Raw genomic sequence first — 14,993 nt, 5'->3', positions numbered from 1 at the left:
CTGGCCTCGCTGCTCGCGAGGTGGCTGGCCTAGCCTGCGCGCGTCGCGGCCGGCCCATGAAAAAAGCCATGCCCTGTGACAGGCATGGCTTTCGGATTCCAGACTGCTGGAATCAGCGGCGCTTAGAAATAACGCACGTAGAACTGCGCGGTGCCGCTGAACGGAACCTGCTGTGCGTTCGTGATGTTGTTCGCCGTGTTCAGCTGCGGATAGACGTCGAAGCTGAAGGTGAAGGTGTTGGCCACGGCCGGAGCACTGGTCGACGGATCGAGCACCGTCCAGTCTTCCTGCGTGCTGTAACCCTCACCCATGCTCCACGAGGCGAAGCTCGTCGAGGTGTGCGTGGCATCGCCGACGTAACCGAACGTGCTCGGATTCGACGTGCCGTCGAACGACGATCCGGTCGACACCAGCGAGAAATTGCCGATCTTCTGGTTCGTGACCGGGTCCATGCCAAGGCCGAAGATCCGGTTCGGATCGCCTGCGTTAGACTGGCTCGTGCCCGGGATCGTGGTACCGACCATCGCCGAGCTGGCGTTCGGATCGGTCGCCCAGAACGCCATGTGCGTCGTCAGCCCGTCATCGCAGCTGACCTGCAGCGTGGCAGTCTGAGGCTCCAGCGTGGTGTAGGCCGTCGTGCTGAGATCGTTATGCGACACTTCGCCCCAGTCGAGATCCGCGCCGCCGGCAAACTCCGCCGAGCATGCGGGCGGCACGATCACGCCGGTCACGTTCACGTTTGCCGATTGTGCGTGGGCCGCGCCGGCCGCTGCAAACGCACACAGAACGGCACTGCGGGCGACGAGTTGAGAAATACGCATTGCAATAATCTCCTTCAGATCAGATGTGCCGATTCGATATCCTCTTTTGCGAAAGAGACGCACCGGCTCATGCGACGTGAACCGTTTCCGCAAGGGCGGCAGTTCCATGTCGCGTTTGCCGTGATAGGACCGTCACGGCTTCGGTGTTGCTTGCACGCAGGCGCAAGGCCCGCGTGTTCCGGTCTGCTGGCCCGACAGGCTCAGTCCGCGCTACCCGCTCGACCGCCCGATGCGGCCTGCGGAGCAGCGGCCTGCGGCGCAGCCTTGTCACCGGACACATCGGCAGGCGGCGCGGCGTCGTGCGCGCCCGGCGCAGCGGCCTGCGGTGCTGCCGGCGCGTCGTTCGCCACACGCTCGACCGGCGCATGCCGCCCGTCGAGGATGTAGTTGTAGTCGGACACCGCGGAGAACTCGACCTGGGTGCCCGCCGGCGGCGTGTAGCCGGCCGGCAGCGGGGCGCAGTTGTTCGAGTCCGGCAGCGCATAGGGTTTCGGCATCGTCACCGGCGTGTTGTCCGGCACCAGCCTGACGTTATTGACAAAGCGCACCGCGTACTTCGTGTCGTTGGACACGCACAGCTGATCGCCCCTGAAGTGCCACTTCAGGTATTCCCACTTGTTGTCCACGGGCTTGTAGCCCTTCGGCCGGATCACCACCGGCAGATCCTGGCCGAGCATCATGCTGATGCGCCCGGGCTTGTCGTCCTTGGGCGGAATGCCCATGAACAGCACGCGTGCCAGATGCTCCCTGTCGAGCGCCTTGTCGCTGCGATAGAGCACGCGCACGACCTGCGTCTCGCCCGGCTGCACGACCACCGCCGCGGGCGTCGGGATCAACGCCGCGTCCAGATTCTCGTCGTCGAGGCGGACGATCTTCGTGTACAGCAGCACCGGCTCTTTCTCGGTATTCTTCACGCCGATCGAACCTTCCTTGTCCGCCTCGTTGATGATCAGCACCGACGTGCTCGGCAGCACCGCGGAGGCCATCGCCTGTCCGCAGAGCGTGCCCAGACCGGTCACGCCGGCGATCAGCGACAGCATCAGGGGGTTCAGTTTTCGCATTGCAATCTCCAGGGAATGTTCTCGAATCCGGTTTGACAGGCAGCGCCGGGGGCGTCGGCGACGGCAGGACGAAGTCCCGTATCGCAAGCTTCGGGGAAGATCAGGAGTGCTCCTGATTTCCCGTCTGACCGTGCTGCTCAACATGAGTGAAAGTATCGGTTTTAACCGGAGCGCCCACTATCGGGCACTAGGACATCGGCCCCGAAATCGGCTAGGACCGGTCCTAAACGCGGGGCACGGGTGAGTCGGGTGCGCGATCTCGTGCGAATCCCGGATGAGGGCTGCATGGCACGCGGCACGAGCGAGGGAGGGAACGGATGGTGCGAGCCGGGTCGGATTATTCCAACGCGTTTAGCAATAATGTTTCGCAAAATGCCCTGTTACTCCGACAGCGTTGCATAACTAGAATGCAATCACTGGCTACCGACATGGTGTCGGCGGCAGCAAAAAAGAGAAATCCGGAGGTATTGCCATGAAATCCCTGATCCAGACTGTCGTCATTGCCGCTGCGTTCGCAGCTCCCGTTGCCGCGTTTGCACAGCAGTCGGACGCGCCGCTGACTCGCGCACAGGTGCGTGCGCAACTTGTCCAGCTTGAACAGGCGGGCTTCCATCCGGGCGTCTCCGATCCGCACTATCCGGCCGACGTTCAGGCCGCACAGGCACGCGTCGATGCCGATAACGCGGTGGGCGGCGTCGCCAACGCGACGGCGACGGGCGTGCGCGCCACGGAGCCGGCTGCGTCGGCGAGCGTGAAGCCGGTCTACTTCGGCCAGTAACAGCAGGATCGATACGCGTCGTCCGGAGAAGGTGGGCAAACGTATAGGTATCCTGATGAATCAGGAATAAGCTCGACTGCGGCATGAATGCCGCTGTCGAGCCGTCGCCGTTTCCGGTGTGCGCCGGCGCGCGGCGCGGGTGTGAGGGATCCTCCGCCGTCGGGTTGCCGGCGGCTTCGCTCAGGCCGTGGCGGCCTGAGCGCTTTTTCCGCAGACCCGTGCTGGCTGCGGGTTCTCCTTCAGGCCGCGACCGGTTCAGCTGCGCTTTCGGCTTCCGCTTCGACCGATGCGCGCAGGACGACCGGAATGGATTTCGAGGTCGGCGTGCCGGCGCCGTCGGCCACCGAGGCGAGCGGCACGAGCGGGTTCGTCTCCGGGTAGTACGCGCCGAGACAGCCGCGCGGGATGTCGTATTCGACCAGCAGGAATCCGTCGACGCGCCGCTCGACGCCGTCGTCCCAGACGCTCGTGATATCGACGCGCTGGCCGGCCGCGAAGCCGAGCATCGCGATGTCCTCCGGGTGGGCGAACAGCACGCGCCGCTGGCCGAAGACGCCGCGATAGCGGTCGTCCAGACCGTAGATGGTCGTGTTGTACTGGTCGTGCGAGCGCGTGGTCATCAGCGTCATCAGCCGCTGGCCGTGCTGTTGGCGGGCGCGGTGGATCGGCGTGTCGACGTCGATCGCATGCACGACGAACTGCGCCTTGCCGCTCGGCGTCTGCCAGATCCGCTCGCGCGACGCGACGCCGAGATGGAAGCCGCCTGGCGTCGCGAGCCGCTCGTTGTAACGCTCGAAGCCGTCGAACACCTTTTCGATCCCATTGCGGATCAGCGCATAGTCGTTCATGTGAGCGCGCCAGTCGACCTTGTCGCTGCCGAGCGTCGCCTCCGCCATCCGTGCGACGATCGCGATCTCGGACAGCAGGTTCGGCGAAGCCGGCTTGTTCATCCCATACGAGATGTGCACCATGCTCATCGAGTCTTCGACGCTCACCCCCTGCGCCACGCCGTTCTGCATGTCGATTTCGGTGCGCCCGAGGGTCGGCAGGATCAGCGCGTCGCGGCCGTGCACGAGGTGGCTGCGGTTGAGTTTCGTCGTGATGTGCACGGTCAGTTCGCACGCGCGCATGGCTGCCCACGTGCGGGGCGTGTCGGGTGTCGCGATCGAGAAGTTGCCGCCGAGGCCGATGAACACCTTGACCTTGCCATCGAGCATCGCCTGAATCGTGCCGACGACGTCGAGCCCGTGCGCGCGCGGCGGATCGAAGTCGTACGCGCGGCCGAGCCGGTCGAGAAACTCGGGTGTCGGACGCTCCTCGATGCCGACCGTGCGGTCGCCCTGCACGTTCGAATGGCCGCGCACCGGGCACAGGCCCGCGCCGCGCCGGCCGATGTTGCCGCGCATCATCATCAGGTTCGACAGCAGTTGCACGGTCGGCAGCGAGTTCTTGTGCTGCGTGAGGCCCATGCCCCAGGTCGAGATCACGGCGCGGCCCTTCGCATAGATGTCCGCGAGTTTGAGGATGTCTTCGAGCGGCGTGCCGGCTTCGGCGACGATGGTCTCCCACGACTCGGCGCGCAGATCGGCCGCGAATGCGTCGAAGCCCACCGTATGCTGCGCGATGAAGTCGACGTCGAGCACACGTTCGTTGCCGGCGGCGCACGCGGCGTCGTCGAGTTCGAGCACGTGTTTCGCGACGCCTTTGATCAGCGCGAAGTCGCCGCCGACTTTCGGCCGGATGAACACCGAGCTGATCTTCGTGCTGCCGAGCGTGAGCATTTCGACCGGATGCTGCGGGCTCGCGAAGCGTTCGAGGCCGCGCTCGCGCAGCGGGTTGATCGACACGATCGTCGCGCCGCGCTTCGCGCATTCGCGCAGTTCGCCGAGCATGCGCGGGTGGTTGGTCGCCGGGTTCTGGCCGAACAGGAGCAGCGTGTCGGCGTGCTCGAAGTCGTCCAGCGTCACCGTGCCCTTGCCGACGCCGACCGTGCCTGGCAGTCCGCGGCTCGTCGCTTCGTGGCACATGTTCGAGCAGTCGGGGAAGTTGTTGGTGCCATACAGGCGCACGAACAGCTGATACAGGAACGCGGCTTCGTTGCTGGCGCGTCCCGACGTGTAGAACGCGGCGCGGTCCGGATGGTCGAGCGCGTTCAGATGGCGCGCGATCAGGGCGAACGCCGCGTCCCATCCGATCGGCACGTAGCGGTCGCTGGCCGCGTCGTACACCATCGGATCGGTCAGGCGGCCGTGCTGTTCGAGTTCGTAGTCGGACTGCCGCATCAGCGCGGCGACCGTGTGCTGCGCAAAAAACGCGGGCGTCACGCGCTTGCTGGTGGCCTCCGCCGCCACCGCCTTCACGCCGTTCTCGCAGAACTCGAACGTCGAGGCATGCTCGCGGTCCGGCCACGCGCAACCGGGACAGTCGAAGCCGTTCGGCTGGTTCTGCGCGAGCAGCGTGCGATAGTTGCCACCCGCAACCTTTTCCTTCAGGAGGTTGAGCGCGACATATTTCAGCGCCCCCCATCCGGCGGCCGGGTGATGATACGGTTCGATGCGGGCTTCGGGCTTTTTCATGATTCTGCGAGGGTCGAGGCAGACGGAATGTCGATGGGCTCTAGCGTACTGTGTTCCATATTGGCGGCGGAATACAGAATTTGCGAAATAGAAGGAGTACAGTTAAGGGCGTCCCGGTCCGTCCGGCCGGGGTAGCGCGGGCAGCGCTCAATCGTTCGAACCGGCGTGACCTCTTGTGAAGCTCTACGAAAAACTGGCGGATGACATTGGCGAGGCCGTGCGGCGCGGCGTGTTTGCGGCCGGCGAACGGATTCCGTCGGTGCGGCAGGCGAGCCAGCAGCACGGCGTCAGCATCAAGACGGTGCTGCATGCGTACGCGCTGCTCGAAGGGCGCGGGCTGATCGAAACGCGGCCGCAGTCGGGCTATTTCGTGCGCGAGCAGGCCGCGTTGCCGCACGCGCGGCCACCGGCCGCGCAACGCCCGGCGCCGGCTTCCGAAGTGGACGTGAGCCGTCTCGTGCTGTCGACGCTGCGCAGCATCGGCGCGCAGGACGCGGTGCCGTTCGGCTCGCCGTATCCCGATCCCTCGCTGTTCCCGTGGCGGCGCATCAACCAGTACGCGAACGCGATTGCGCGCCGCCACGCGAGCTGGAACCTGATCGACGATCTGCCGCCGGGCAACGCCGAACTGATTCGGCAGATCGCGCGGCGCTACGCGGAAAGCGGCGTGCCGGTCGATCCGGGCGAAATCGTGATCACGCTCGGCGCGACCGAGGCGATCAACCTGAGCCTGCAGGCGGTCGCGAAGCCCGGCGACACCGTGGTGGTGGAATCGCCCACCTACTACGCGATGCTGCACGCAATCGAGCGCCTCGGCATGCGCGCGATCGCGGTGGCGACCCATCCGCGCGAAGGCATCGATCTCGACGTGCTCGCGCACACCATTCGCACGCACAAGATTGCCGCATGCATGGTGATGCCGAACTTCCAGAATCCACTGGGTTTCCAGATGCCGGACGAACGCAAGCGCCGGCTCGTTGCGCTGCTCGCCGCGCATGAGATTCCGGTGATCGAGAACGACGTGTACCAGGAACTGTATTTCGGCGAAGCACGGCCCACGACGCTGAAGAACTTCGATACGAAGGGCCTGGTGCTGCATTGCGCGTCGTTCTCGAAGAGCCTGACCGCGTCGTACCGGATCGGCTGGGCGATGCCCGGGCGCTTTCGCGCGCAGCTCGAAAAGCTCAAGTTCCTCAATACGCTGACGACGCCGTCGGTGCCGCAGGTGGCGGTGGCGGATTATCTGCGGCACGATGGCTACGACCGGCATCTGCGGCACGTGCGGCGCTTTTACCGGCAGCAGGCGCGTCTGATGAGTGCGTTCGTGCAGCGCTTTTTTCCGGAGGGCACGCGGCTGTCCGAGCCGCAGGGCGGCTACGTGCTGTGGATCGAGTTGCCGGCGCAGGTCGATTCGATGCAGCTGTATCAGGCGGCGCTCGCACGCGGCATCACGATCGGGCCCGGCTACATGTTCTCGACCCGCAACGATTTTCGCCACTTCATCCGGCTCAACTACAGTTACGCGTGGACCGCGCAGACTGAAGCGGCGCTAAAAATACTCGGCGAACTGGTCGCCGACATGGCACGACGAGGCCACCATGAACGATGAAATCGACCCGCAGCTCGCAGCCGTACTGATCCAGCTTTGGCGCGCGGAGCAGGAAACGCCCGGGCGGGCGTGGTCGCTCGCGAAGCTGTCGAAGCAGGCGGCCGTGCCAATGAGCAGTCTGCGCAGACTGCTGAGTGCGTTGACCGATGGCGGCATTGCCGCGATGACGCTGACCGAGGACGGCACCGGAACCGCGTGTCTGAGCGAGGCGGGGCGTCAGTTGTGTGCGGAGCTGTTTCGCGCCTAGCCGCTCATCGCACCCAGCACGCTCATGATTTCCTCCGCGAGGAGCATGCTCGCGAGACCGCGTCCGTGCGTCTCGCGGCGCACGAGCGAAAGCACGTTCTTGCTGAATGCGCGGTCGCGAATCTGCCGGTACGTGAGCACGTCCTGGCGATGCTCCTCCGCGATGTCGAACTTGCTCAGAAAGGCGATGCCTTCGCTCGCGGCGGCGAGGCGCTTCATCGTTTCGATCGAATTCGTCCGGAACGCGGGCTCGACGTTTAACCCCGCCTTCGCGAAGGTGTCGGCGACGATGCCGTGGATCAGCATCGACTCGTCGGCGAAGATGAGCGGATACGACGTGCAGTGAGCGAGCGGGATCGACTCCATGCGCGCCAGCGCATGCTGTGGCGAAATCACGGCGCCGAGCGTCGTGTCCATGTCCCAGAGGCTTTCGAGCTGCGGTGAAGGCGGCAGGTTGAAGCCGAGGCCGAGGTCGGCTTCGCCGTTGACGAGCGCGTCGAGGATTTCGCGCACCGACATGACCCGGATCGAAATCTTGATGTGCGGATGGTGCGCGCCGAAATTCGCGGCGGCCGTGGACGCGATGCCGCTTGCGAGGCCGGTCACCGTGGCGATGATCACTTCGCCCTTCTGCAACGTCTTCAGGTCGCGGATCTCGGCTTCCACCTGACGGTATTCCCGCATTGTCCTGCGCACATGGGCGAGCAGGATCTCGCCGGCCGGCGTGGGCCGCAACCCGCGCGGCAGCCGCTCGAACAGCGGTTCGCCGATCTCCTCTTCGAGAAGCAGCACGTGCTTGTTGATCGCGGAAGGCGCGACGTGCAGCTTTTCGCCGGCCGCGCGGATCGAACCGCATCGCGCCACTTCGTCGATGTAGCGCAGCAATCTTGAATGCAGCATGGTCGCCTGTCTCCCCGATCGGCCCATCGTACTCGAAAAGTGCACGCTCCGTGCGAAAAACGCTGCTTTTTATGAACGGTGATTTCAGTTTTCATTACACCAGCCGAACGCGTAGGCGCGGGATCTGACCAGGACCGATCAACCGCGCGCCCGGCCGGCCGTGCCGCACACGTTGCTGCGCATTTGCTCTGACGAATGCGCGTGCGCGGCGCGAAGCAGCATGCTCACACTCATCGACGAAAGCGAGACCAGTCATGTACCAAGAAGTTAGCGAGAGGAATGTCACGGCACCCGCACAACGGGGCGACGTTGCGGCCCACTACGATCAGGTGAAGGCGATCTTCGACATCCTGAACGGAAAGAAGGAAGCCGATCTTCTGCTGAAGAACCTGCATATCCTCGATGTCCACAGCGAGACCGTCTATCAGGGATCGATTCTCGTCTACGACAAGCGCATCGTCGCATTGAATCCCGATGAGGCATCGATCAAGGTGCGTCAGGTATTCGACGGCGAAGGTCTCTACGCGATTCCGGGCCTGATCGACGCGCACATCCACTTCGACGCGCAACTGGCGCATCCTGCCGCATTCGGCGAGGCGATCGTGCCGTGCGGGACCACCACGATCTTCTCCGAATGCCTCGACTTCGTCAGCGCGGCGGGCGCGGAGGCAGTGCAAGCCACCGAGCAGCTGTTCGAGAACCGCGAGCGGCTGCCTTATCGTGTGTTCGCGTTCGCTCCCGGCAAGAAGACGTCCGTCGAGGTGACGGATGCGCTGCTGAAGATGGATCCGGTAATCGGCCTGGGCGAACTCGCGCACCTGACCTACAGCGTCGGCAATGACGACGACTTCCGCAAATCCGCGCTGGGCCGCGCGAAGGGCGGCTTCATGAACACGCACTGGGGCGTGACCACGCTGTCGGACATGATGCTGAACTATATGCCCGCAATCGGCGCGTTCGCCAATCACGATGTATGGAAGGAGGACGACATCGAGAAGAGCGTGCGCTACGGCCTCCAGACGCAGGTCAAATTCGGCGTGGGCAGCAGCGAGGTGATCAAGATCATGTTGCGCGCGATCGTCAAGCGCAAGTGGCCTGCCGAGAATTTCCAGTTGTGCGCGGACAATATCTCGGTCGACCGCCTGCTGACGAAAGGCCACATGGACTGGGTCGTGTCGCTGTGCGCCGAGATGGGTATCGATCCGATCAAGGCGATCAAGATGGCCACGCTCTACACGGCACGTGCGTTCCGGATGGACAACCGCTTCGGCTCGCTGACGCCGGGGCGGTTCGCCGATATCGTGCTGACCGACAGCCTGTCGAAGATCAATCCGCGCTTCGTCTTCAAGGACGGCGAACTGGTCGCGCGGGACCGCAAGCTGCTGAAGCAGGCCGGGATCGATTATTCGGGCATGGTGAAAAAGCCGAATCCGGGGCTCGGCGATCTGACGCCGGCGCAGCTCGACCTAGTGCCGCTCGAAGTCTCGGCCGACGGCCAGCAGGCGAAGGTGTACCTGTTCGACGTCTACGGTCGCGGTCACGAGAAGTTCTACCAGGAAGTGTGGGTGCCGTTTCGCGACGGCAAGGTCGTGCCCGAAGTGGCGGGGACGACGCTCAACCGCATTTCGGTCGTCCAGCGCTATGCGAACGGCAAGCGTCATGTGGTCAACGGCCTGTTCAAGGGCGTGTTCGTCGACCGCGGCGCGGTGGCGACGTTCTGGCCCGCGCCGAAGGCCTACTTTGTCGCGGTCGGACAGGACAGCGCGGAAATGTGCCACTGCCTGAAGCAGGTCGACACGTATGTGGGCGGCTGCATCGTCACGGAGAACCAGACCGTGAAGGCGGTGCTGCCCCTTGACATCTACGGTGTGATGGCGAACATGAGCCTGTCCGACCTGCTTGCCGCGACACGGGCAATCGACACCGCACTCGAGGAGATGGGCAACCGCAATGAGGGCGAACCCGTCGTGAACAAGCTGCTGACGCTGTTCATCTCGCTCGACCGCTTCGGCTTCATGGCGTGACGCCGAGCCGATAGGAGGAGACGGCCGGCGAGTGTTCCAGGACACCGTCGGCCGGGGAGCGGAGGCGCGCGCCGGACATCCGGGCCGGGCCCTCCTCTGCATCCCCGCCATAGCGCGGCGCCCCGCTTTCGAACGAAGCGACTACGACCGCACAAAACAGGAAGACGACCAAGAGGCAGTCATGGCGCACCATGCAAGGGAAGCTGAAATCGTCGATACCGGCAGCCTGATACGGCGCTGGATCACATACGTCATCGGCATCTACATTCTGACGATGGGGATCAGTCTGGCGATCCGGGCAGGCATCGGCATTTCGCCGCAAAGCAGCCTGACCCGCACGATGACCCTCGTGTATCCGCATCTGAGCCAGGGTTCATACAACTTCATGCTCGAGTTGTTCATGCTGTTCCTGACATTCCTAGTCATGCGCAAGGATTTCAGGCTGAAGAATTTTGCGTCGCTGATTCCGGCATTCGTGCTTGCCACGTGCCTCGATCTGAACCTGATGCTGACGCGGCCGATCCATGTTCAGGAATACATGGTGAGGCTGTCCCTGCTGGCCTTCGCCGACGCACTGCTCGCGTTCGGCCTGTTCCTGATGATCCGCGCGAATCTGGTGCTCATGCCGATCGACATGTTCGTCAATACGCTCTTCAAGCGCACCGGATGGAAGTGGGGGAACATCAAGACGACCTTCGACTGCACGCTGCTGGTCATCAGTGCGGCGATCGGTTTCGCGTTCCTCGGGGAGCCGCACTTCATCCGGGAAGGCACGTTCATGAACGCGATCCTGGTCGGGCAGTACATCAAGCTCTATTTCTTCGTCTTCAGGAAGATCAAGTCCATCACCGATTCGCACTACAGAAGAACATTCGAACATCGGGCGAACTGACGCCGCTTCCGACGCGCCGCAGGGACGTACGGCCGCCTGGCCGGCTCCCGGTCGCCTGACGATTGCATCGGGCACGCGGGCGTCACCGATCCGCAACGCACCCGCAGGCCGCGGAGCCGGCTTCGGGGATCCGCTACACCTTCGCTCATCACGGGTTGGGAGACGTCGTTCATGACGTCGGCCGCCTCACGTCATTCAAAACAGTTGAAGAGACAACATCATGGTCATGGAATGTGATTGCATTACCACGCTGAAGAGAATCTGCCGCGTCGCGGCGGCGATTGCCCCTGTGGTCATGAGCACCCACGCTCATGCGCAATCGAGCGTGCAGTTATACGGGATTGTGGATAGCTGGACCGGTTATCAGCGGATCCCCGGCAAGTCCGGCGCGCTGGAGCTGGGCGGAGGCGGACTGTCGACGTCGTTCTGGGGATTCGGCGGCCACGAGGACCTGGGCGGCGGGTATAAGGCCGTGTTTGCGGTGGAGGGATTTTTCCGTCCGCAAAGCGGCCAATACGGTTCATACAATGGCGACGCGTTCTTTTCGCGCAATGCATACGTCGGCCTCGCATCGCCTGTCGGGACGGTGACGCTGGGGCAGCAAAGCAGCCTGCTTTATCTGCAATCCGCGCAGTTCAACCCGTTCTACGCGTCGTTCACGTTCTCGCCGACCATTCTCCAGCTGTATTCCAGTCTCGGTACGTACCCGGGCTATGCGACCGATCAGGGCATTCTGGGCGGTACGTCGTGGAGCAACGCGATTCAATATGCGACGCCCGGCAACAGCGGGTTGAGCGCCCACGTGATGTATGCACTCGGTAATCAGCCGGACGATAACGGCGCCAAAAAATTCGCGGCACAAACCGCGTTCACGCGGGGCGCGCTGGCGGTGGGCGCGACCTATCAATACCTGAACTTCAGCGCCACGCCCGGCGATCTCGGAAGCGTGCTGCGCGGTCTGCAGAGCCAGACGGCGGCGCAGTTGGGCGCATCGTACGATATGGGCGCCGTCAAACTCTACGGCGAATACACCTATACCGGCGACAAACTGCTCGCCAGCCGTTTCAGCGTGAACATGCTGCAAGGCGGACTGGCAATTCCGCTGGGGGTGGGCCGCGTGCTGGCGTCGTATGCGTGGTCGCATGACGACAGCGCGCTCGACCAGACGCGCCAGACTGCCACGCTTAGCTACGACTATCCGCTGTCCCGGCGGACCGACGTGTACGCCGGTTATATGTACGACCACGTATCGCGGCTGTCTGGCGGCATGACCGCAGGGGCGGGCATCCGGACGCGCTTCTGAGCGATTCAGGCGGTAACGGGGTTCGACCTTCAGTGCAGCCGTCCCGAGCCTTGCCTGGGACGGCTGCGGTGCCTCGGCAGGATTCGGCCGCCATGGATGGCACACCGCGCATTGAACGCGGTCTGAACCTGGCGGCGCGCAGGACCCGCGCACGATACGGGTTGCGCACGCACCTATTGGCTGGAATCGGCCGATTCCCACCCTCCGCCGAGCGCCTTGCACAGCGCGACGAGATTCGTGTCGGAGGCCGCGCGGCTGCGCTCCAGATTGCTTTGCGCGTCGAGTAACTGCTTCTGCACGTTGAGCACGTCGAGATAGTCGCCCGCTCCTTCCCTGTACCGCTGCTGCGCGATGGCGAGCGCGCGCTGGTTCAGCGCCACGACGGTCGCGAGCCGGTCGCGCCGGCGTTGCTCCGCATCGTAAAGGGTGAGCGCGTCGTCCACCTCCCGCCACGCTTCAAGGACGGTCCGCTGATAGCGGATGGCCGCTTCCTGCTGCTGTGCTTCGCGCAGGTGGAGCATGGCCTTGAGGCGTCCGCCCTCGAAGATCGGTAGCGTAATGGAAGGGCCGACGACAAACTGGCCCGATGCCCAGTCGCCGAGGCTCGAAAGCTGAAGACTCTGAAATCCCGCGCTGCCGTTCAACGATATGCGTGGATAGAAATCCGCCTTCGCCACGCCGATCATCGCGGTGGCCGCGTGCAACTGCGCCTCTGCCTGTCTGATGTCAGGGCGGCGGCGCAGCAGTTCGGACGGAAAGCCAATCGGTACCTGCGCGGGCAGCGCCGGAACCGCTTGCGGCTTGCCGAGGGTTGACGTCAATGCGCCCGGTTCTTCCGCGAGCAGCACGCCGATTGCGTTGAGGGTGGTCTCGGCATGGGATTCGAGCACAGGAAGGCTGCTCTGGATCGACTCGACCTGTGCGGCGGCGTTGGCGACGTCCAGATCCGTTGTGACGCCTTCGCGCGCGCGGATCTCCGTCAATCTCTCCGCATCTTGCGCAATCTGGAGATTTTGCCTGGTAATCCGAATCAATGACTGGGTTGCGCGCAGCTCGATATAGTCCCGGGCGAGTTCCGAGCGGGCGGACAGCAACACCGCGTTGCGATTCTCGTACGAGGCTTGCGTCAGCGCGGTGGCGCTTTCGACGCCTCGTCGGACGCGGCCCCAGATGTCGATCTCCCACGACGCATCGAAGCCCGACTGATACAGGTTGTACGCGGGCGAGCCGCTGGATCCCGGCAGCGGTGCTACGCCGAGCGGCGCGCCGCCCGAGGCGGATTGTGACGGCGTCTGCGTCGGCGTGACGCCGAGCAGCGACAAGATACCGTTCTCGCTTCCGCGCTCGCGGTCGTACGAGGCGGCGCCGTCGAGCGTCGGATATTCCGCTGCCCCCGCCGCGTGCTGCTCGGCACGGCTTTGCCGCAAGCGCGCGGACGCGGCGGCAACGTCGAGGTTCGCATCGGCAAGCTGCTTTTCGAGGGCGTTCAACGTGGGATCGTCGAACAGGGTCCACCAGGCTGCATCGAAGCGGGCTTCAACCGGCTTGCTCGGCGCGAGCGCCGAACCGGTACGGTCAAAGACGTCGGGCGTGACGGTCGTTGGGGGCTGGAAGTTCGGCCCCAACGTGCAACCGGTCATTGCAAGACAGGCGAGGAGCGCTGCGACCGGTTTCCGGATGGAGAGCGTGCGCGTGTTCATGTTCTGTCCGCTCCCGCCGCTGGGGCATGACGATGCTGACCGACGGCCACGTCCACTTCGACGGACAGTCCCACTTTCAATGCGGACGCAACCGCTTGCCCGGGATCGATCGAGATTCTGACCGGTACGCGCTGCACGATTTTCGTGAAGTTGCCTGTTGCGTTATCCGGCGCGATCGGCGCGAAGCTCACGCCGGTGGCCGGCGCGAGACTGTCGACGCGGCCCCGGATTACGCGGCCGGGAAGACTGTCCACCCGGATCTGCACCGGTGCGCCGTGCCGGATGTTCGTGATCTGGTTTTCCTGAAAGTTGGCAACCACGTAAGCTTGCCGCAGCGGAACGACCGCGAGAACCGGGGCGCCGGGCGTCACGAATGCGCCCACTCGCGCCGAGCGCCGCCCCACCGTTCCGTCGACCGGGGCACGGATCTGCGTGTACGAGAGGTTGAGTTCGGCCTGCTGGAGCGCGGCCGACGCGCGCGCCTCGACAGCGGTCGCCTTGTCGCGTTCGGTACGCAGGATTGCGAGGCTTTGCACGGTGGTCGTCAGCGCCGCTTCGTCATGGGCCTCGCGCGCGAGCTGTTCGGCAAGCGCGCTCGAAGCGCGCTGCTGCTCCTGTGCCGTTCCCGCTCCAGTTGCCGAAAGCGACTGATAGCGTGCGGCATTTGCTCGCGCAAATGCGATGGCTGCTGCATCGGATTGAAGCGTCGCGCGAGCCTGTGCGACGAGCGAAGGCTGCTGCGCGATCTCGGCGTCGTAGTTCGCGACAGACGCGCTCGCCGCCGCGACATCGGCCTGCGCGCTCAGCAACGCCGCGCGGAAGTCGCGGTCGTCGATGCGCACCAGCAGTTGGCCGGCCTTCACAGGCTGATTGTCCGCGACCAGCACATCGGCAATCTGGCCGCCGACCCGCGGCGCGACGAGCGTGAAGTCCGCCTGCACATAGGCATCGTCGGTGGACTCCGTCGAGGAGCCTGGGAAAAGTCCGGTGCAGCCGCATACGGCAGTGCCGAACAGAATGAGCGACGCGGCGATGCCTGCGATCTTGAGGGAAGCACGGTTAACGGTTGACATGAATTTCGAC

General features: G+C 64.3%; 12 protein-coding genes. 6 read left to right on the top strand and 6 right to left on the bottom strand.

Features of this window, described 5'->3' with window-relative positions:
* Positions 1-122 precede the first annotated feature (122 nt).
* Positions 123-821, bottom strand: a complete 699-nt coding sequence (locus AC3AP7_RS29275) for a DUF1120 domain-containing protein (protein ID WP_487363785.1) — start codon at positions 819-821, stop codon at positions 123-125.
* A 200-nt stretch (positions 822-1,021) separates the two neighbouring features.
* Complete coding sequence (locus tag AC3AP7_RS29270) at positions 1,022-1,882, bottom strand: fimbria/pilus chaperone family protein (RefSeq protein ID WP_487363784.1); 861 nt, start codon at positions 1,880-1,882, stop codon at positions 1,022-1,024.
* 472 nt (positions 1,883-2,354) lie between these two features.
* Between AC3AP7_RS29270 and AC3AP7_RS29265 the strand changes: the two genes are divergently transcribed.
* A complete protein-coding gene (locus AC3AP7_RS29265; protein ID WP_487363783.1) occupies positions 2,355-2,660 on the top strand; it encodes a DUF4148 domain-containing protein in 306 nt (101 codons plus the stop codon).
* A gap of 239 nt (positions 2,661-2,899) precedes the next feature.
* Here AC3AP7_RS29265 and AC3AP7_RS29260 read toward each other — a convergent pair whose 3' ends face one another.
* Positions 2,900-5,236, bottom strand: coding sequence for an FdhF/YdeP family oxidoreductase (locus tag AC3AP7_RS29260; RefSeq protein ID WP_487363782.1), 2,337 nt, complete (start codon positions 5,234-5,236; stop codon positions 2,900-2,902).
* Between the two features lie 175 nt (positions 5,237-5,411).
* On the opposite strand from AC3AP7_RS29260, the gene AC3AP7_RS29255 reads away from it, so the two are divergent.
* Positions 5,412-6,845 (top strand): aminotransferase-like domain-containing protein, encoded by a 1,434-nt coding sequence (locus AC3AP7_RS29255; RefSeq protein ID WP_487363781.1) that lies wholly within the window; start codon positions 5,412-5,414, stop codon positions 6,843-6,845.
* Positions 6,835-7,092 carry an ArsR family transcriptional regulator gene (locus AC3AP7_RS29250; protein WP_487363780.1) on the top strand — a complete coding sequence of 86 codons (258 nt, stop codon included), beginning with the start codon at positions 6,835-6,837 and terminating at the stop codon, positions 7,090-7,092. Before AC3AP7_RS29255 ends, AC3AP7_RS29250 begins: the two co-directional genes overlap by 11 nt.
* Here the strand turns inward: AC3AP7_RS29250 and AC3AP7_RS29245 are convergent.
* Complete coding sequence (locus AC3AP7_RS29245; protein WP_487363779.1) at positions 7,089-7,991, bottom strand: LysR family transcriptional regulator; 903 nt, start codon at positions 7,989-7,991, stop codon at positions 7,089-7,091. The genes AC3AP7_RS29250 and AC3AP7_RS29245 overlap by 4 nt on opposite strands.
* Positions 7,992-8,245: 254 nt before the next feature.
* On the opposite strand from AC3AP7_RS29245, the gene AC3AP7_RS29240 reads away from it, so the two are divergent.
* From AC3AP7_RS29240 to AC3AP7_RS29230, 3 genes are all read left to right on the top strand, one after another.
* On the top strand, positions 8,246-10,015 hold the full coding sequence (locus AC3AP7_RS29240) for an adenine deaminase C-terminal domain-containing protein (RefSeq protein ID WP_487363778.1): 1,770 nt from the start codon (positions 8,246-8,248) through the stop codon (positions 10,013-10,015).
* A gap of 31 nt (positions 10,016-10,046) precedes the next feature.
* Entirely contained in the window at positions 10,047-10,907 is an 861-nt protein-coding gene (locus AC3AP7_RS29235; RefSeq protein WP_488324843.1) for a YczE/YyaS/YitT family protein, read from the top strand.
* Positions 10,908-11,133: 226 nt separating this feature from the next.
* On the top strand, positions 11,134-12,210 hold the full coding sequence (locus AC3AP7_RS29230; RefSeq protein WP_487365053.1) for a porin: 1,077 nt from the start codon (positions 11,134-11,136) through the stop codon (positions 12,208-12,210).
* A 173-nt stretch (positions 12,211-12,383) separates the two neighbouring features.
* Here AC3AP7_RS29230 and AC3AP7_RS29225 read toward each other — a convergent pair whose 3' ends face one another.
* Positions 12,384-13,910 carry an efflux transporter outer membrane subunit gene (locus tag AC3AP7_RS29225; protein ID WP_487363776.1) on the bottom strand — a complete coding sequence of 509 codons (1,527 nt, stop codon included), beginning with the start codon at positions 13,908-13,910 and terminating at the stop codon, positions 12,384-12,386.
* Complete coding sequence (locus tag AC3AP7_RS29220; protein ID WP_487363775.1) at positions 13,907-14,983, bottom strand: HlyD family secretion protein; 1,077 nt, start codon at positions 14,981-14,983, stop codon at positions 13,907-13,909. Before AC3AP7_RS29220 ends, AC3AP7_RS29225 begins: the two co-directional genes overlap by 4 nt.
* Positions 14,984-14,993: the final 10 nt, after the last annotated feature.

Source organism: Paraburkholderia sp. PAMB 6770, assembly GCF_057748135.1.
Note: the sequence above shows the minus strand (reverse complement) of the source record. Positions and strands in the feature narration are given on the sequence as shown.